Origin of the sequence: Pseudomonas sp. NFACC37-1 (assembly GCF_900101575.1) — a bacterium.
GTDB classification, from domain to species: Bacteria; Pseudomonadota; Gammaproteobacteria; order Pseudomonadales; family Pseudomonadaceae; genus Aquipseudomonas; species Aquipseudomonas fluorescens_AA.
Map to the genome: position 1 here is coordinate 1 of NZ_FMUZ01000018.1, position 17,375 is coordinate 17,375.

Sequence of the window (17,375 nt, forward strand, 5' to 3'; positions counted from 1 at the left end):
CACTCAGACCAAGGATGTCAGTACACCAGTCGCAAGTTTCAAGAAGAACTGACCCGCCACGGCATTGTGCAAAGCATGAGCCATCGGGGACAGTGCTGGGACAACGCTCCAACAGAGCGTTTTTTCGGCACGCTGAAGTCAGAGTGGGTACCTCGCAATGGCTACAGCCTGATCGAGGAGGCAAAAACGGACATGGTGCGTTTCTTCATGTACTACAACCGCACCAGGCTCCACAGCTACAACAACTACCTGTCGCCAATAGCCATGGAGCAAAAAGCGGCATAAACACCGTAATCGGTGTCCGGGATTACTTGACCAGTTCATGCGGCCACCCGTTAACCCCCTGTGGGAGCGGGCTTGCTCGCGAAGGCGTTGTATCAGTCGACACCTCTATTGAATGACCCTCCGCTTTCGCGAGCAAGCCCGCTCCCACAGGGGGCAGGTGACCGCCATCAAGAAGCTTTTAGTGTGATGGCACTTGTCGGATCGATGCCGGTGCGCTATCAACGCACTTGCTTGCCCACAGACCCAGCCCGGAAACGCCCATGACCTTTGAAGTCCCAGCCCACAGTGGCAAGCCCACCAGTCGCATTCGTCAAAAAAACGAAGAGACGATCCTCAAGGCTGCCGAAGATGAATTCGCTCGCCACGGGTTCAAAGGTACCAGCATGAATGCCATCGCCCTCAAGGCTGGGCTGCCCAAGGCGAACCTGCATTATTACTTCACCAATAAACTCGGCTTGTACGTGGCGGTACTGAGCAACATCATCGAATTGTGGGACAGCACCTTCAATACCCTCACCGCCGAGGATGATCCGGCCGAAGCCTTGACCCGCTATATCCGCGCCAAAATGGAGTTCTCTCGTCGCCAGCCCCAGGCATCGCGTTTGTTTGCCATGGAGGTGATCAGCGGTGGCGAATGCCTGACCGAGTATTTCAACCAGGATTATCGCGCCTGGTTCAATGGTCGGGCGGCCGTGTTCCAGGCCTGGATCGACGCCGGCAAGATGGACCCGATCGATCCGGTGCACCTTATTTTCCTGTTGTGGGGCAGCACCCAGCATTACGCCGACTTCGCCACCCAGATCTGTCGCGTGACCGGTCGCAGCAAGTTGACCAAGCAAGACATGATCGACGCGGGTGACAACCTGATCCGCATCATTCTCAAGGGCTGCGGCCTGACACCCACTCTTTAAGATCGCCATGCCCTTTACCCTTGCCGGTTTTTGCGAGTACCGCGAAGAAATTCGCAAAAGCCGCTTCATCACCTTCGCCGCGCCCATCACAAGCTCCGCCGATGCCCAAGCGTTCATCGAGCAGCACAGCGACCTGAATGCCACGCACAATTGCTGGGCCTGGAAACTTGGCGATCAATACCGCAGCAATGACGATGGCGAGCCAGGTGGCACCGCCGGGCGGCCGATCCTGGCTGCGATCGAAGCCCAGGCCTGCGATCAAGTCGTGGTGCTGGTGATTCGCTGGTACGGCGGGATTCAACTGGGCACGGGCGGGCTCGCCCGGGCTTACGGGGGCGGCGCGAACAAATGCCTGCAAAACGCCGAAAAAATCGAACTGATCAGCCGTGTACCGCTGCACTGTAGCTGCGGGTTCGCCGAACTGCCCCTGGTGAAACTGCGCGTCGCCGAATGCGGCGGGCTGGTGAATGAAGAGCGCTTCACCGCCAATGGCGTAGACCTGCAATTGGCCGTGGGTGAAGCTCACATCGAAACCTTGCAAACGCAACTGGCCGACCTGAGCCGTGGACGGATCCTGTTGGAACGCTGAGTTCGCAGGCATGCAACCCTTCAGAGCATCGCGCAATCGTTCAACTTGCCCACATCCACTGTGCACCCGACTGTGGATAACCTGAGCACATTCCTCTGTAACCCTTCTGTCATGCGGGTTTCAGAGGCTTGCTCATTTTTTGTCCAAAGCCCTGCCCAACCGACAAATCCACCTGCAAAACAAAAGCTTGCAGGGGTTTATCACCTTTAGAAGAAAGCCTCGCAGTGCTTATGCCCGCGTGTCCAGCTTGCTCACAATAACTGTGGAGCAATCTGTGGATAACCCGTTCATGGCTCCTCCCGCCCCAAGAAGATCACGGCTCGCGGTCGCTTGTTCAATTTTTAACCACCCATTTCAGGGCAAACCGATGCCTGCATGAAACATGCGCGCTCCAACCCGGTGCAGAATTTCCTGTTGCAGGTACCCAGGCCATTCGCAATATGGCCTTGGAGGCGGGACCAAGGTGCTTTTCCTGACCTTATGGCCAGGAAATTGCTTTATCCACAGGCATTCCTGTCCATCGGCTCGAGCCTGTCATGTCCAACCCCGACTCCATCGCGCGCCTGCAACTGCGCAAGATCAGCAAACGCTACCCCGGTTGCCTGGCCAACGACGCCATCGACCTGAGCATCCAGCCCGGCGAAATCCACGCCCTGCTCGGCGAAAACGGTGCGGGCAAAAGCACCCTGATGAAGATTATCTACGGCGTCACCCCTGCCGATTCGGGTGAAGTGATCTGGCAAGGCCAACGCGTCAACCTGCGTAACCCGGCCCAGGCCCGCAGCCTGGGCATCGGCATGGTGTTCCAGCATTTCTCTCTGTTCGAAACCCTCACCGTTGCACAGAACATTGCCCTGGCAATGGGCGCGACAGCCGGTTCGCCAGCCCAGCTGGAACCCCGGATTCGCGAAGTGTCCCGACGCTACGGCATGGCACTGGAACCGCAACGGTTGGTTCACAGCCTGTCGATTGGCGAGCGCCAGCGGGTAGAGATCATTCGCTGCCTGATGCAGGACATTCGGCTGTTGATTCTTGATGAGCCGACCTCGGTGCTCACGCCCGTGGAAGCCGAAGAGTTGTTCGTGACCCTGCGCCGCCTGGCGAGCGAGGGCTGTAGCATTTTGTTCATCAGCCACAAACTCGGAGAGGTGCGAGCCTTGTGCCACAGCGCCACGGTACTGCGGGGCGGGCGAGTTTCGGGGCATTGCACCCCGGCGCACTGCTCGGACCGGGAGCTGGCACAACTGATGGTCGGCGAAGCGGCCGGGCTGATCACGGACTACCCCAAGGTCAGCGCAGACAAAGCCTTCCTGCAAATCAACAAGCTGTCCTGGCACAACCCGGACCCGTTCGGCTGTTCGCTGAGGGACATTGATCTTGAGGTCTGCAGCGGCGAAATCGTCGGCATCGCCGGGGTGGCGGGCAACGGCCAGGATGAATGGCTGGCGTTGCTCAGCGGAGAAACGCAGCTACCCCGCCAGCAAGGCGAAACGATCCGATTCGCCGGTCAACCCGTCGCGCACCTGCGCCCCGATGCCCGTCGTCGACTCGGCCTGGCATTTGTCCCCGCCGAACGCCTGGGCCACGGTGCCGTGCCGCAATTGAGCCTGGCGGATAACGCCTTGCTCAGCGCTTTCCAACAGGGCCTGGTCAGCCATGGGCTGATTCGACGCCGCCAGGTCGAACACCTGGCCGAGGAAATCATCCGTCGCTTTGGCGTGAAGACACCTGACACCCGAACCCCGGCACGCAGCCTTTCGGGGGGCAACTTGCAGAAATTCATTCTTGGCCGGGAAATCCTCCAACAGCCAAAACTGCTGGTGGCCGCGCACCCGACCTGGGGCGTGGACGTCGGGGCGGCGGCGACCATCCATCGCGCCCTGATCGCTCTGCGCGATGCGGGCGCTGCCATTCTGGTGATCTCCGAAGACCTCGACGAACTGTTCCAGATCAGCGACCGCCTCGGCGCCTTGTGCGGCGGGCGCCTGTCGGCCTTGCGCCCCACGGGCGAGACCCGGCTCAGCGACGTCGGCGGCTGGATGGCCGGCCAGTTCGACGCCCCTCAATCCCCTGCCCCCGCGCCGGTATAACGGAGTTCCACATGCTGCTTTCTCTCGAACCCCGCGGCCAGCAATCGCGCCTGATGCTCTGGTGCTCGCCGCTGCTGGCCGCCGTGTTGACCCTGGGCTGCGGCTCACTGCTGTTCATCACCCTGGGGCATGACCCGTTGCAAACGCTGTACACCCTGTTGATCGCCCCGATCAGCGATCTTTATGGCGTGTCCGAGTGGCTGGTCAAGACCTTGCCGATCCTGCTCTGCGCCCTCGGCCTGGCGGTAGCCTATCAGGCACGCATCTGGAACATCGGCGCCGAAGGCCAACTGCTGCTGGGCGCCCTGGCCGGCAGTGCCTTGGCGGTGAACATCATCGGCGTGCAAAGCCGCTGGGCATTGGTGCTGATTCTGCTGACCGGCACCCTGGCAGGGGCGGCTTGGGCCGGACTCACGGCGTGGCTGCGCACGCGTTTCAATGCCAACGAAATCCTGACCAGCATCATGCTCAATTACATCGCCCTTAACCTGCTGCTGTTTTGCGTTCACGGGCCGTTGAAGGATCCGGCGGGTTTCAACTTCCCGGAGTCGGCGATGTTCGGCGAGGCCAGTCGCCTGCCATTGCTGCTGGAGGATGGCCGGGTCCATGCCGGGCTGTATTTTGCCCTGCTGGCGTTGGTGGCGGTGTGGGTCTTGCTGCAGAAAAGCTTCGTCGGTTTTCAGATCAAGGTGCTGGGCCTCGACGCCCGCGCCGCCGGTTTCGCCGGCTTTCGCCAGAAGCCGCTGGTGTGGCTGGCGTTGTTGATCAGCGGTGCGCTGGCCGGGCTGGCCGGCGTCTGCGAAGTGACCGGGCCGATCGGCCAACTGGTGCCCCAGGTGTCGCCGGGCTACGGCTATGCGGCGATTACCGTGGCATTCCTGGGACGGCTCAATCCCATCGGCATTCTGTTTGCCAGCCTGTTGATGGCGTTGCTGTACATCGGCGGCGAGAGCGCGCAGATGTCGCTCAACCTGCCCCAGGCGATCACCCAGTTGTTCCAGGGGATGATGCTGTTTTTCCTGTTGGCCTGCGACGTGCTGATCCTGTACCGGCCACGCCTGAACCTGCGCTGGACCCGGCGCACCCGGACCACCGCCGTACAGGCAGGAGCGCTGTAATGGATATCGACCTGTTGAGCAATATTTTCTACGCCATGGTCCGCTGCGGCACACCCCTGCTGCTGGTGGCCCTGGGTGAACTGGTCTGCGAAAAAAGCGGCGTCCTCAACCTGGGCCAGGAAGGCATGATGCTGTTCGGCGCGGTGATCGGCTTTATCGTCGCGTTCAACAGCGGCAACCTCTGGCTCGGCGTGCTGCTGGCGATGGCTGCCGGGATGCTGTTGTCGGCATTGTTCGCGCTGGTGGCACTGGTGTTCAACGCCAATCAGGTGGCCACCGGGCTGGCGCTGACGATTTTCGGGGTGGGCCTGTCGAGTTTTGTCGGGGCGGCCTGGGTCGGCAAACCGCTGGCGGGATTCGAACCGCTGGCCATTCCCTACCTGAGTGACATCCCCTTGATCGGACGGATGCTGTTTGCCCAGGATCTGCTGGTTTACCTGTCCTTCGCACTGTTTGCCCTGGTGGCGTGGGTGCTCATGAAAAGCCGCACCGGACTGATCATCCAGGCCGTCGGCGAGAACCCCGACGCCGCCAGTGCCATGGGCCTGCCGGTGCTACGAGTGCGGACCCTGGCGGTATTGTTTGGCGGCGCCATGGCCGGGTTGGCCGGCGCCTATCTGTCGTTGGCCTACACGCCGATGTGGGCCGAGAACATGAGCGCCGGCCGTGGCTGGATCGCCCTGGCCCTGGTGGTGTTCGCCAGTTGGCGAGTGTGGCGCCTGCTGCTGGGTGCCTACCTGTTCGGCCTCGCCAGCATCCTGCACCTGGTGGCCCAGGGCTTGGGGCTGGCGATTCCATCGAGTCTGCTGGCGATGCTGCCGTATGCCGCGACCATCGTGGTGCTGGTGCTGCTGTCCCGGGATGCCGTACGCACCCGGTTGTATGCGCCGGTGTCGCTGGGGCAGCCTTGGCAGGCGGGACATTGAGATAGACCGCGGCGCACCTATCGCGAGCAAGCTCGCTCCCACACTAGACCAGGTGAACACTGAGTTCAGTGTTTGACTCAGGCCCCCTGTGGGAGCGAGCTTGCTCGCGATGAGGCTCGAACAGGCAACACCTGAACCAACCCCCACACCACCTCCAGAAACAGGAAAACCCACAACACCGCACTGGCCCCATGAAGCAGCGCATACAGCAGCCAGGCCGCAAACAGAAACCGCCCCACCGCGTCATACCGTCCGTACAGCGGTTGCGGATCACGAATGCGCAGCACCGCCCACACGCAGACAATCGAGCCCAGCAGATTCACCATCAGCATATGTGCCGGCGCAAACGGCGGCAGTTCTCCAGGCAGATCAAATAGCTGAGCCAGGCTCATCAACACACCATGCAACGCCGCAAAGGTCCACGGCGTGGCCAGCACGGCCGACACGATAAGGTCGTACCAGGCGCTGCCGCGCACCACCTGGCGATATTGCATCGAACTCCACATACACGTTGCTCCAGATAATTGGGGAGCGAAAAGGCTAAAGCCTGGGGTATGCTCCAAGGTCAAGCCCTCCGGAGTCGTCCATGCGTATCGGTGAATTAGCCCAAGCCTGCGCCGTCAGTCGAGACACCCTGCGCTTCTATGAACAGCGGGGCCTGATCGCGGCAACGCGCAGTGCCAATGGCTATCGCGATTACCCCGCCGACGTGGTCCAACTGGTGCTCTATATCAAGACCGCCCAGCGCCTGGGCTTTACCCTGGGCGAGATCGGCGCCAGTGTCGCCGCCCTGTGGAACGCCCCCGACCCCGACTGCGCGGTGACACAATTGCTGCAAGACAAACTGAACCTGATCGAAACCCGCATGACCGAACTCGACGCGTTGCGTCAGGAGCTGAAACAACGGCTCGGGCAACGTTGTCCATTAAACCCGTGACCTTTTTCTTTCAAGGATGCCTCTCATGACTTCGGCAAGAAACGCATTGATCATCGGCGCCTCCCGGGGCCTGGGCCTCGGTCTGGTGAAGACGCTGCTCAGCGATGGCTGGAACGTGACCGCCACCGTGCGCAACCCGCAGAACGCAGAAGCTTTGAAGGCGCTAGGCCCGGTGCGCATTGAAAAACTCGACATGGACGACCAGCAAGCCGTCATCGCCCTGAGCCAGCAGCTCAAGGGCGAGACCTTCGACCTGCTGTTCGTCAACGCCGGCGTCAAAGGCCCGGACAACCAGAACCCAGGCGGCGCGACGCTGGCGGAAGTCGGCCAACTGTTCTTCACCAACGCCGTGGCGCCGATCAACCTGGCCCAGCGCTTCGTCGGCCAGATCCGCGACGGCAGCGGTGTGCTGGCGTTCATGAGCTCGGTGCTGGGCAGCGTGACCATGCCCGACGCACCGGAACTGGCGCTGTACAAGGCCAGCAAGGCTGCACTCAATTCCATGACCAACAGCTTCGTCAGCCAACTGGGCGAGCAGGCATTGACCGTGCTGTCACTGCACCCGGGCTGGGTCAAGACGGACATGGGCGGTGAAGGCGCGGACATCGATGTCGAGACCAGCACCCGCGGGTTGATCGACCAGGTCAATGCCTTCGCCGGCAAGGGTGGGCATCACTTCGTCAACTACAAGGGTGAAACGATTCCCTGGTAACCCACCATTGCTCCTGTGGGAGCGGGCTTGCTCGCGAAGGCGGACCATCAGTCGACATCAATGTTGAATGACAGTCTGCCTTCGCGAGCAAGCCCGCTCCCACATTCGGATCTCGGCAAGCTCTGGAAATCTGCAATACAACCTGAGTAAACTCCACCCTCGCCCACCCAACGGGCGACCCTGGATCAGCAGACAGGGCATCACTGAGCTGGCTAACCTGAACCCACTTTCAGAGGAGCCGGCCACCATGCCTGCGACCCGTACCTGGTTAAAAAATCCCCTCGCCATTTTCACCGCCAACGACCTCGATGCCCATGGCGGTCTCGTCCTGCAGGACGGTGTGATCGTCGAACTGCTGAGGGCCGGCCAACAACCCGCCCAGCCCTGCGACCACATCTTCGACGCGCGCGAGCATGTGATCCTACCGGGATTGATCAACACCCATCATCACTTCTACCAGACCCTGACCCGCGCCTGGGCGCCAGTGGTGAACCAGCCGTTGTTCCCGTGGCTGAAGACCCTCTACCCGGTCTGGGCGCGGCTGACCCCGGAAAAACTCGCCCTGGCGAGCAAAGTGGCCTTGGCCGAGTTGCTGCTGTCGGGCTGCACCACGGCGGCCGACCACCATTACCTGTTTCCCCAGGGCCTGGAACATGCCATCGACGTGCAAGTGCAAAGTGTCCGTGAGCTGAGGATGCGCGCGATGCTGACCCGCGGTTCCATGAGCCTGGGCGAGGCCGACGGAGGCTTGCCGCCGCAGCAGACCGTCCAACAGGGCGAGGTGATTCTCGCCGACAGCCAGCGCTTGATCGCCGAGTACCACGAGCGCGGTGACGGCGCCCGGATCCAGATTGCCCTGGCGCCCTGCTCACCGTTTTCGGTCACGCCCGAGATCATGCAGGCCAGTGCCGAGCTGGCGGAGCAACTCGACGTACGCCTGCACACGCACCTGGCCGAGACCCTCGATGAAGAGGACTTTTGCCTGCAACGCTTCGGCCTGCGCACCGTGGATTACCTGGACAGCGTCGGCTGGCTCGGACCCCGTACCTGGCTGGCCCACGGCATTCATTTCAACCCGGATGAAATCGCTCGTCTCGGTGCCGCCGGTACCGGCATCTGTCACTGCCCAAGTTCGAACATGCGCCTGGCCTCGGGCATCTGCCCGACCCTGGAGCTCACCGCCGCCGGCGCTCCCGTGGGCCTGGGCGTAGACGGCTCGGCGTCCAACGATGCCTCGAACATGATCCTCGAAACCCGCCAGGCGCTGTACATCCAGCGCCTGCGCTACGGCGCTCAAGCGATCACGCCGGAACGCGTACTGGGCTGGGCGACCCGGGGCTCGGCGCAACTGCTCGGGCGCAGCGATATCGGCGAACTGGCCGTGGGCAAGCAGGCCGACCTGGCGCTGTTCAAGCTTGATGAGCTGCGATTCTCCGGCAGCCACGACCCGATCTCGGCCCTGCTGCTGTGCGGCGCGGACCGGGCGGATCGGGTGATGATCGGTGGGCAATGGCGAGTGATCGACGGGCAGGTCGAGGGATTGGACTTGAAGGGGCTGATTGCCGATCACAGCCAGGCGGCGCAGGAATTGATCGCCGGCATCTAACTTAACATCAATCCCATGTGGGAGCGGGCTTGCTCGCGAAGGCGGGGTGCCATTCAACATAGATGTCGACTGGTACACCGCCTTCGCGAGCAAGCCCGCTCCCACAGTGTGGCTTTGTGCAGGGCTTAAAGACCCAGCAACGACAACATGATAAACGTCGCGAACAACACAAAGTGGGTCATGCCTTCAATGGCATTGGTTTCACCATCATTGAGGTTGATCGCGCTAACGATCAGGGTGATGAAGATCATCACCGTCTGCACCGGCGTCATGGCCATCTGGAAGGGCTGGCCGGTGTAGAGGGCCATGGCCTCCATCACCGGTACGGTGAGGATTACCGTGGACAGCGAAGCGCCCAACGCAATGTTCACCACCGACTGCATGCGGTTCGCCAGGGCCGCGCGCAGGGCGGTGAGGATTTCCGGTGCAGCGGAGATCGCGGCCACCAGGATCGCCGTGACCACTGGCGGTGCGCCCGAGCCTTCCAGCCCCAGGTCGAGGGCCTTGGACATGACTTCGGCCAGGGCACCGATCACCACCACGCCAAACACCAGGGCGCCGATGGAAAGCGTCAGGCTGATGGGTTCCGGCTCGTTTTCCACCGGCTCTTTCTTGCGGCGTTTTTCCGGGTAGCTGTAGCTGAAGAAGTAACTGTGGGGCCCGACCTGCATGCGCAGGAACAGGGTGTACAGCACGATCATCGCGCCGATGGTGAAGGCCGAATACATTTTCCAGTTCTGCTGGGGAATGAACTCCGGCACCACCATCGACACCCCCATGGCGGTGAGGATCATCACGCTATAGGTGCGCGCCGAATCATCGTTGTAGGCCTGCTCGCCATGCTTGATCCCACCCATCAGCGCCGCCAGCCCGAGGATGCCGTTGATGTCGAGCATCACCGCCGAGTAGATCGTGTCCCGCACCAGTGTCGACGACGCTTCGTTGCTCATCATGATCGCCAGGATCACCACTTCCACCAGCACCGCCGACAGGGTCAGGATCATCGTGCCGTAGGGATCACCGACCTTTTCCGCCAACAGCTCGGCATGATGGGCCACGCGCATGGAGGCGGCGACGATGAAACCGATCAGCACCAGGCCGCCGATCAACGCCACCCCTTGCCCGTTGCCCAGCAACCAGTGCTCTAGCGGATAGGCCATACAGGCGGCGACCAGCGCCAGCAACAGCAGTTTTTCTTGCTTGAGCAAAGTGAGCATCGCGGGCCTGTCACTGTGAGCGGGGTCATGAGTTACTGACTGTAGGGGGCGGCGAACGTTTCGTTCGAGTGTGACGCACCAGGGAGTGGCGAGTGGCTGGCGGGTGCACCTTTATCGATCTGGAGGGCCTCATCGCGAGCAAGCTCGCTCCCACAGGTTGTGCATTGCCTTTGTGGGAGCGAGCTTGCTCGCGATGGCTGCCCCGAAAAGATCGCAGATTTTGTTGTCCTGTTGGTCAGCATTTTGCATTGGTGCTGCACAGCCAACCTCACAACAAAATGGAGTTCGAGTTCATGCACAAACGTCCCTTGAAGAAGTTGCTTTGCGCCGTCGTCGCAGCCGTCGGCCTGGGCGCCGGCCTGAATGCCAGTGCCGCCGACCCGCTGAAGGTCGGCTTCGTCTACATCGGCCCGATCGGCGACCACGGCTGGACCTATCAGCATGAACAAGGGCGCAAGGAGCTGGCGGCGAAATTCGGCGACAGGATCACCACCAACTACGTGGAAAACGTGCCGGAGGGGGCCGACGCCGAGCGGGTGATCCGCAACATGGCCAAGGACAAATACGACCTGATCTTCACCACCTCCTTCGGCTACATGAACCCGACGCTGAAAGTCGCCAAGCAGTTCCCCAAGGTGATCTTCGAACACGCCACCGGCTACAAGCAGGACAAGAACCTGGGCACGTACCTGGCTCGCACCTACGAAGGCCGCTACGTCGGCGGTTTCCTCGCGGCCAAGATGACCAAGACCAAGAAGATCGGCTACGTCGCCTCCTTCCCGATCCCGGAAGTCATCCGCGACATCAACGCCATCCAACTGGCCCTGAACAAATACAACCCCGGTACCGAGATCAAGGTGGTGTGGGTCAACTCCTGGTTCGACCCAGGCAAGGAAGCCGACGCCGCCAACGCGCTGATCGACCAGGGCGTGGACGTGGTGTTCCAGCACACCGACAGCCCGGCGCCGATCCAGGCCGCCGAACGACGCGGCGTCTATGCGGTGGGCTACGCTTCGGACATGGCCCACTTCGGTCCCAAGGCCGTGCTGACCTCCATCGTCAATGACTGGGGCCCGCACTACATCCAAGCAACCCAAAGTGTGCTCGACCATAACTGGAAATCCCAGGACTACTGGGGCGGCCTGAAGGAAGGCACAGTGAAACTGCCGATCAGCGACCTGGTGCCGGCAGCGGTCAAAGGCGAAGCCGAACAGATCATCGCAGACATCGAGAGCGGCGCGTTCCACCCGTTCACCGGGCCGATCAAGGACCAGACCGGCGTCGAGAAAATCCCCGCGGGCGCGAGCGCCAGCAACGCGGAACTGGCGTCGATGAATTACTACGTCGAAGGCATGAAGGCCGAGATTCCCAAATAGCCTTCAAGCCCAATATCAATCCCATGTGGGAGCGGGCTTGCTCGCGAAGGCGGAGCACCAGTCAACATTGATGCTGAATGTACCGCCGTCTTCGCGAGCAAGCCCGCTCCCACAATGGGGCCTCTATTCCATTTCAGGACAGCCGCATGAACAGCCTGCCCATCATCGACATCAGCCCGCTCTACGGCGATGAGCCCGACGCCTGGCAAGCCGTCGCCGGGCAAATCGACCGCGCTTGCCGCCAGTGGGGCTTTTTCTATATCAAGGGCCACCCCATCAGCGCCGCGCGTATCGCCGAAGTGCTGGGCAATGCTCAACGCTTCTTCGCCCTGCCCGTCGAAGAAAAGCTCAAGATCGACATCACCCAGACCCGCCACCATCGCGGCTACGGCGCCGTCGCCACGGAACAACTGGACCCGACCAAGCCCAGCGACCTGAAGGAAACCTTCGACATGGGCCTGCATTTGCCAGTCGATCACCCCGAGGTGCTGGCGGAAAACCCCCTGCGCGGCCCCAACCGGCACCCCGACCTGAGCGGTTGGGCAACCTTGATGGAGCAGCATTACCGTGACATGCAGGCGCTTGCGCAAACCCTGCTGCGGGCCATGACCCTGGCCCTGGGCATCGACCGGGACTTTTTCGATACGCGCTTCAACGAGCCGGTGAGCGTGCTGCGCCTGATCCATTACCCACCCCGCGATGCCGCCAGTTGCGCCGAACAGCAAGGTGCCGGGGCACACACCGATTACGGTTGCATCACCCTGCTCTACCAGGACGCCGCCGGCGGCCTGCAAGTGCGCAACGTCAACGGCCAGTGGATCGACGCGCCGCCTATCGACGGTACCTTCGTGGTCAACCTCGGCGACATGATGGCGCGCTGGAGCAACGACCGTTACCTGTCTACGCCGCATCGGGTGATCAGCCCCTTGGGAGTGGACCGTTATTCGATGCCATTCTTTGCCGAGCCGCACCCCGACACGCTGATCCAATGCCTGCCCGGTTGCCAGGATGACGCCCACCCGCCAAAGTACCCGACCACCACCTGCGCCGAATTCCTGCTCTCGCGCTTCGCCGACACCTATGCTTACCGACGGGAGCCCCACGCCGTGTAGTGGATCAGCCGGTCAGGTTTTACCCGACAGGGCGGCCAGCCCCCTGTAGAATGCCCGCCATCGCTTCGCTGATGAGAAAAGACCATGTACGACTGGCTGAACGCCCTGCCCAAGGCTGAACTGCACCTGCACCTGGAAGGCTCCCTGGAACCCGAGTTGCTGTTCGCCCTGGCCGAACGCAACAAGATCGCTTTGCCATGGAACGACGTCGACACCCTGCGCAAGGCCTATGCCTTCAACAACCTGCAGGAGTTCCTCGACCTGTACTACCAGGGTGCCGATGTGCTGCGCACCTCCCAGGATTTCTACGACCTGACCTGGGCCTACCTGTTGCGCTGCAAGGCGCAGAACGTGATCCACACCGAACCGTTCTTCGACCCGCAAACCCACACAGACCGTGGCATCCCGTTCGAAGTGGTGCTCAACGGCATCGCCGCCGCCCTCAAGGACGGTGAACAGCAACTGGGCATCACCAGTGGCCTGATCCTGAGTTTCCTGCGTCACCTGAGTGAAGAACAAGCCGAGAAAACCCTCGACCAGGCGCTGCCGTTCCGCGAGGCTTTCGTGGCCGTGGGCCTGGACAGTTCGGAAATGGGCCATCCACCGAGCAAGTTCCAGCGGGTCTTCGACCGCGCGCGCAACGAAGGCTTCCTGACCGTCGCCCACGCCGGCGAAGAGGGCCCGCCCGAGTACATCTGGGAAGCCCTGGACCTGCTGAAGATCCAGCGCATCGACCATGGCGTGCGGGCCATCGAAGATGAGCGACTGATGCAGCGGATCATCGACGAGCAGATTCCATTGACCGTGTGCCCACTGTCCAACACCAAGCTGTGTGTGTTCGACGACATGTCGCAGCACAACATCCTCGACATGCTCGAGCGCGGAGTGAAGGTGACGGTGAACTCCGATGACCCGGCCTACTTCGGCGGCTACGTCACCGAAAACTTCCATGCCCTGCACACCCACCTGGGCATGACCCAGGACCAGGCCAAGCGCTTGGCACAGAACAGCCTGGATGCGCGGCTAGTAAAACCTTAGGCGTCACGATCATTCCCTGTGGGAGCGGGCTTGCTCGCGAAAGCGGAGTGTCAGTCACCTTGTGATCGACTGACACTCCGCCTTCGCGAGCAAGCCCGCTCCCACAGGGGGGGTAGTGTTTAGTCGGCAGCGGTCGCTTCGCTCAACTCCTCCAGCGTCTTGCCCCGGGTTTCCATCCCGAACACCCAGACCACCCCCGCCGCCACGGCGAAGCACAACGCGCCCAGGGCGAAGACACCGCCCTGGCCGGTGATGGGAAACACCTGGCCGGTCACCAGGGGGCCGAGCAGCGAACCGATACGACCCACCGCCGAAGCGAAGCCCGAACCCGTGGCCCGCGCCGAGGTGGGGTACAGCTCCGGCGTGTAGGTGTAGAGCACCGCCCACATGCCAAACAGGAAAAACTGCATCAGCAACCCGGTGCCGATCAACAGGCCGACGTTGCCGCCAAACACCGCGCTCTGTCCATACAGAAACGCCATCACCCCGCCGCCCAGCAAGGTGATGATGCACACCGGCTTGCGCCCCCAACGCTCAACCAGCCAGGCCGCCATCAGGAAGCCGGGAATCCCGCCCAGGGAAATCAGCACGGTGTAATACACCGACTGGGTCACCGCGAACCCCGACTGCTGCAACAACGCGCTGAGCCAGGACGTCAGGCCATAAAAACCGAGCAAGGCAAAGAACCAGACGCTCCAGATCATCATCGTGCGCTGGCGATACAGCGGCGACCAGATCTGCGCCAGGGCCGAAAAGAAATTGCCCGGTGTGCTCTCGACCCTCGGCAGGCGAATCGGCTCCGGCAGGTCGCGCCGTCCCAGCGAGGCCCGGACCTTGTCTTCGATTCGCTTGAGCACGGTGTCCGCTTCATCGTTCCGTCCGGCCTGCTCCAGCCAGCGCGGCGACTCGGGAATGAAGAAGCGAATCGCCAGGACAAACACCGCTGGTACCGCCAGCACCAGGAAGATGTCGCGCCAGCCGATCACCGGCAGCAGAAAATACGACAGCACCCCCGCCGCCACGAAACCCAGCGGCCAGAAGCCGTCCATCAAGGCGATGTAGCGCCCTCGACGCTTGGCCGGGATCAACTCCGAGAGCATCGACTGGGCAATCGGAAACTCCATGCCCATGCCGATCCCCAGCAGGACGCGAAACAGCGTCAAGGTCTGGACGTCCTGGGCGGTGGAGCACAGGTAACTGGCGATGCCCCACAGCACGATGCTCCACTGGAACACCGGCTTACGCCCGAAACGGTCGGCCAGCATGCCTGACAGCGATGCACCCAGCACCATGCCGAAGAAGCTGGAGCTGGCGAGCAGACCGGCCTGGGCGGTGCTCAGGCCGAACTCGGCTTTGATCGAGCCCAGCAGGAACGTCATCATCGCCAGGTCCATGGAGTCGAAGAAAAACGCCAGGGCGATGATGATGAAAATCACCCGGTGATACCCGCTGATGGGTAACCGCTCCAGGCGTTCCGCCGCGCTGTAACCATGAGTGTCCATGCTGCTGCCTCCCCAATCCGAAAAAAATTCCCCGGACCGAGTGTGCGCGAACCTTGCAGGCGACTATTGCTGAATACGACCTGTCGACAGCCCTGAGCGACGCGCCAGGCCTGTTCCCTAGAGCGCCATCTCTACGGCATCCTGCCGGGCGAACCGGTGGATTTCCTGCTGGCCGAGCGTCGTCACCTGCAAGGCCCGCGAATCGTTGGGCAAAGTCAGCCAACCCGACTGCATGAACAGTTGCAGCACCGCTGCCCCCAGCGCGCCACCCAGGTGCGGACGACGCTCGCTCCAGTCCGGGCAAGGACAGGCGACACGGGCGTTGCGATGGGCCAGGGCCTGGATGAACAGGCCACGCTCGGCCAGTTGATTGGCGCCCTTGTGCGTGACGATCACCCGTTGTTCGAACTGCTCGATCCACCCCGCGTCGAGCAGACGCTGGTAGAGATCGGCCGCCAGGGTTCCCCCCAAGTGATCGTCACACAGCCTGGCCCGCATCAACGAAGCGGGGGCCGATGGGGCCTTGGTCGGCATGACCCGGCGCTTGAAGACATCCGGAATCTGCCGGGGCGTACTGACCAGGGTCGCGCTGGCCAGCGCTTCGACGGCCGCGCCGATTTCAGGCGCGGCCAGGCGGAAAAACCGCTTGCGACCCCGGGCTTCGACTTTCAACAGGCCTCCGGCGGACAAGCGCCCCAGGTGCGCATTGGCCGAGGACGGCGACAACCCGGCGAGCAACGCCAACTCTTCGGCCTGGCGGGCCGTGCCATCCATCAAGGCCCACATCATTGCGCTGCGCTTGGGGTCAGCCAGCAGCGTGGCGATCTGGCTGATGCAAGGTGCATGTTCCATGTATTCACTCCCTGTTGAATCATTCGTCTACTGCTCTGGCGCAGGCGGTCGTTAGTATAAGCGCGACGATCGAGCTTTCCTGTCCTCCGGAAACCTTTGGAGGCGATTGTTCATGAGGGAAAAGTCTCTATTTGCGCGCGACTAATGGCCGGCCCCCGTCGGGAGTGGAAATCGCGCCGTCAACTCACCGCAGCGAGCCTGGAGCATGTCCCGCAGAAGTTTGATCGGTTTGCTCAATTGCGCCCGGTGGGCACACAGCAGATTGAGGGGCGCGCGTTCGCATTGCAGGTGCGGCAAGAGGATTTTCAAACGCCCGGCCAGCACGTCAGTGGACACATCCAGCCACGATTTATAGGCAATCCCGCCCCCCGCCACCGCCCAGCGGCGCACCACGTCGGCGTCGTCACTGAAACGGTCGCCGCTGACGGTGAGGCTCACCTCCCGCTTGCCGTCATGAAAAGCCCAGCGGTCATGGACCCGGCTGCCCAGCATGTACAACAGGCAATTGTGTTGGGCCAGTTGTTCCAGTTGATGAGGTTCGCCCTGGCGAGCCAGATAATCCGGTGACGCGCACAGCACTCGATGGTTATCCGGGGCGACCGGCAAAGCCACCAGGCTCGAATCTTCCGGCTCGCCATAACGCAGGGCGATGTCCACCGGCTGCTTGAACAGGTCGGCGATGCGATCGCCCAGTAGCAGTCGCACCGTCAGCCCGGGGTGCTCGCGCTGGAACGCATCCAGCCAGGGCAATAGCAGGTTGCGTCCCAGGTCCGACGGCGCGGACAACTGCAACACCCCGCTGACCTGGTCCTGGCCGCTGGTCAACAACCGCCGGCCTTCGTCAAGGCTGCTCAATGCGGCCCGGGCATATTCGAGGAAACCCTCGCCTTCGGCCGTCAGGCGCAAGCTGCGGGTGGAGCGGGCCAGCAGCCGGGCGCCGAGGTGCTGCTCGATCCGTTTCAACGCGGCACTGGCCACTGCCGCCGACAGGTCCATGACCCTGGCCGCGGCCGAAAGACTGCCCAGGTCCGCTGCCCGGACAAACAATTGCAAGTCATCGAAGCGAAGCATCGCGCGCCCATTCTCAAAAGAATATTGAAAGAG

The 17,375-nt window shown here is 62.1% G+C and carries 17 protein-coding genes; 12 read left to right on the forward strand and 5 right to left on the reverse strand.

From position 1 onward, the window contains the following. The 6 genes from BLP82_RS18440 to BLP82_RS18465 all read left to right on the forward strand — a co-directional run. Nucleotides 1–285, forward strand: a 285-nt coding sequence (locus BLP82_RS18440; protein WP_139197878.1) for an integrase core domain-containing protein, incomplete at its 5' end; no start/stop codon positions are given. 260 nt (nucleotides 286–545) lie between these two features. Continuing rightward, entirely contained in the window at nucleotides 546–1,196 is a 651-nt protein-coding gene (locus BLP82_RS18445) for a TetR/AcrR family transcriptional regulator (protein ID WP_060739307.1), read from the forward strand. Nucleotides 1,197–1,203: 7 nt separating this feature from the next. Continuing rightward, nucleotides 1,204–1,785, forward strand: coding sequence for an IMPACT family protein (locus BLP82_RS18450; RefSeq protein ID WP_092171205.1), 582 nt, complete (start codon nucleotides 1,204–1,206; stop codon nucleotides 1,783–1,785). Nucleotides 1,786–2,321: 536 nt separating this feature from the next. After that, a complete protein-coding gene (locus tag BLP82_RS18455) occupies nucleotides 2,322–3,875 on the forward strand; it encodes an ABC transporter ATP-binding protein (RefSeq protein ID WP_092171209.1) in 1,554 nt (517 codons plus the stop codon). Nucleotides 3,876–3,886: 11 nt separating this feature from the next. After that, on the forward strand, nucleotides 3,887–4,993 hold the full coding sequence (locus tag BLP82_RS18460) for an ABC transporter permease (protein ID WP_092171213.1): 1,107 nt from the start codon (nucleotides 3,887–3,889) through the stop codon (nucleotides 4,991–4,993). After that, nucleotides 4,993–5,919, forward strand: coding sequence for an ABC transporter permease (locus BLP82_RS18465; protein WP_060739311.1), 927 nt, complete (start codon nucleotides 4,993–4,995; stop codon nucleotides 5,917–5,919). Before BLP82_RS18460 ends, BLP82_RS18465 begins: the two co-directional genes overlap by 1 nt. Before the next feature lie 77 nt (nucleotides 5,920–5,996). Here the strand turns inward: BLP82_RS18465 and BLP82_RS18470 are convergent, their stop codons facing one another. Then, nucleotides 5,997–6,425, reverse strand: coding sequence for a hypothetical protein (locus BLP82_RS18470; protein WP_092171218.1), 429 nt, complete (start codon nucleotides 6,423–6,425; stop codon nucleotides 5,997–5,999). 80 nt (nucleotides 6,426–6,505) lie between these two features. On the opposite strand from BLP82_RS18470, the gene BLP82_RS18475 reads away from it, so the two are divergent. The 3 genes from BLP82_RS18475 to BLP82_RS18485 all read left to right on the forward strand — a co-directional run bounded on the left by BLP82_RS18475 (nucleotide 6,506) and on the right by BLP82_RS18485 (nucleotide 9,174). Continuing rightward, complete coding sequence (locus tag BLP82_RS18475; RefSeq protein ID WP_092171222.1) at nucleotides 6,506–6,856, forward strand: MerR family transcriptional regulator; 351 nt, start codon at nucleotides 6,506–6,508, stop codon at nucleotides 6,854–6,856. A 25-nt stretch (nucleotides 6,857–6,881) separates the two neighbouring features. Continuing rightward, the gene (locus BLP82_RS18480) at nucleotides 6,882–7,568 is read left to right on the forward strand and encodes an SDR family oxidoreductase (RefSeq protein ID WP_060739313.1); all 687 of its coding nucleotides are present in this window, start codon (nucleotides 6,882–6,884) and stop codon (nucleotides 7,566–7,568) included. Nucleotides 7,569–7,815: 247 nt separating this feature from the next. Continuing rightward, nucleotides 7,816–9,174: an 8-oxoguanine deaminase gene (locus BLP82_RS18485; RefSeq protein WP_092171227.1), complete on the forward strand. Its 1,359-nt coding sequence runs from the start codon at nucleotides 7,816–7,818 to the stop codon at nucleotides 9,172–9,174. A 125-nt stretch (nucleotides 9,175–9,299) separates the two neighbouring features. Here the strand turns inward: BLP82_RS18485 and BLP82_RS18490 are convergent, their stop codons facing one another. After that, complete coding sequence (locus tag BLP82_RS18490) at nucleotides 9,300–10,391, reverse strand: calcium:cation antiporter (protein ID WP_092171231.1); 1,092 nt, start codon at nucleotides 10,389–10,391, stop codon at nucleotides 9,300–9,302. Nucleotides 10,392–10,684: 293 nt separating this feature from the next. Between BLP82_RS18490 and BLP82_RS18495 the strand changes: the two genes are divergently transcribed. From BLP82_RS18495 to BLP82_RS18505, 3 genes are all read left to right on the forward strand, one after another. Beyond that, nucleotides 10,685–11,767, forward strand: a complete 1,083-nt coding sequence (locus tag BLP82_RS18495) for a BMP family ABC transporter substrate-binding protein (protein ID WP_092171457.1) — start codon at nucleotides 10,685–10,687, stop codon at nucleotides 11,765–11,767. Between the two features lie 146 nt (nucleotides 11,768–11,913). Further along, on the forward strand, nucleotides 11,914–12,879 hold the full coding sequence (locus BLP82_RS18500; RefSeq protein WP_092171234.1) for a 2-oxoglutarate and iron-dependent oxygenase domain-containing protein: 966 nt from the start codon (nucleotides 11,914–11,916) through the stop codon (nucleotides 12,877–12,879). An 84-nt stretch (nucleotides 12,880–12,963) separates the two neighbouring features. Next, nucleotides 12,964–13,917 carry an adenosine deaminase gene (locus BLP82_RS18505; RefSeq protein WP_060739317.1) on the forward strand — a complete coding sequence of 318 codons (954 nt, stop codon included), beginning with the start codon at nucleotides 12,964–12,966 and terminating at the stop codon, nucleotides 13,915–13,917. Between the two features lie 119 nt (nucleotides 13,918–14,036). On the opposite strand, the gene BLP82_RS18510 is transcribed toward BLP82_RS18505, so the two are convergent. The 3 genes from BLP82_RS18510 to BLP82_RS18520 all read right to left on the reverse strand — a co-directional run bounded on the left by BLP82_RS18510 (nucleotide 14,037) and on the right by BLP82_RS18520 (nucleotide 17,342). Next, nucleotides 14,037–15,419 (reverse strand): MFS transporter, encoded by a 1,383-nt coding sequence (locus BLP82_RS18510; protein ID WP_092171237.1) that lies wholly within the window; start codon nucleotides 15,417–15,419, stop codon nucleotides 14,037–14,039. 117 nt (nucleotides 15,420–15,536) lie between these two features. Beyond that, a complete protein-coding gene (locus tag BLP82_RS18515) occupies nucleotides 15,537–16,271 on the reverse strand; it encodes an ArsR/SmtB family transcription factor (protein ID WP_060739319.1) in 735 nt (244 codons plus the stop codon). 141 nt (nucleotides 16,272–16,412) lie between these two features. Further along, the gene (locus tag BLP82_RS18520; RefSeq protein WP_092171241.1) at nucleotides 16,413–17,342 is read right to left on the reverse strand and encodes a LysR family transcriptional regulator; all 930 of its coding nucleotides are present in this window, start codon (nucleotides 17,340–17,342) and stop codon (nucleotides 16,413–16,415) included. Nucleotides 17,343–17,375: the final 33 nt, after the last annotated feature.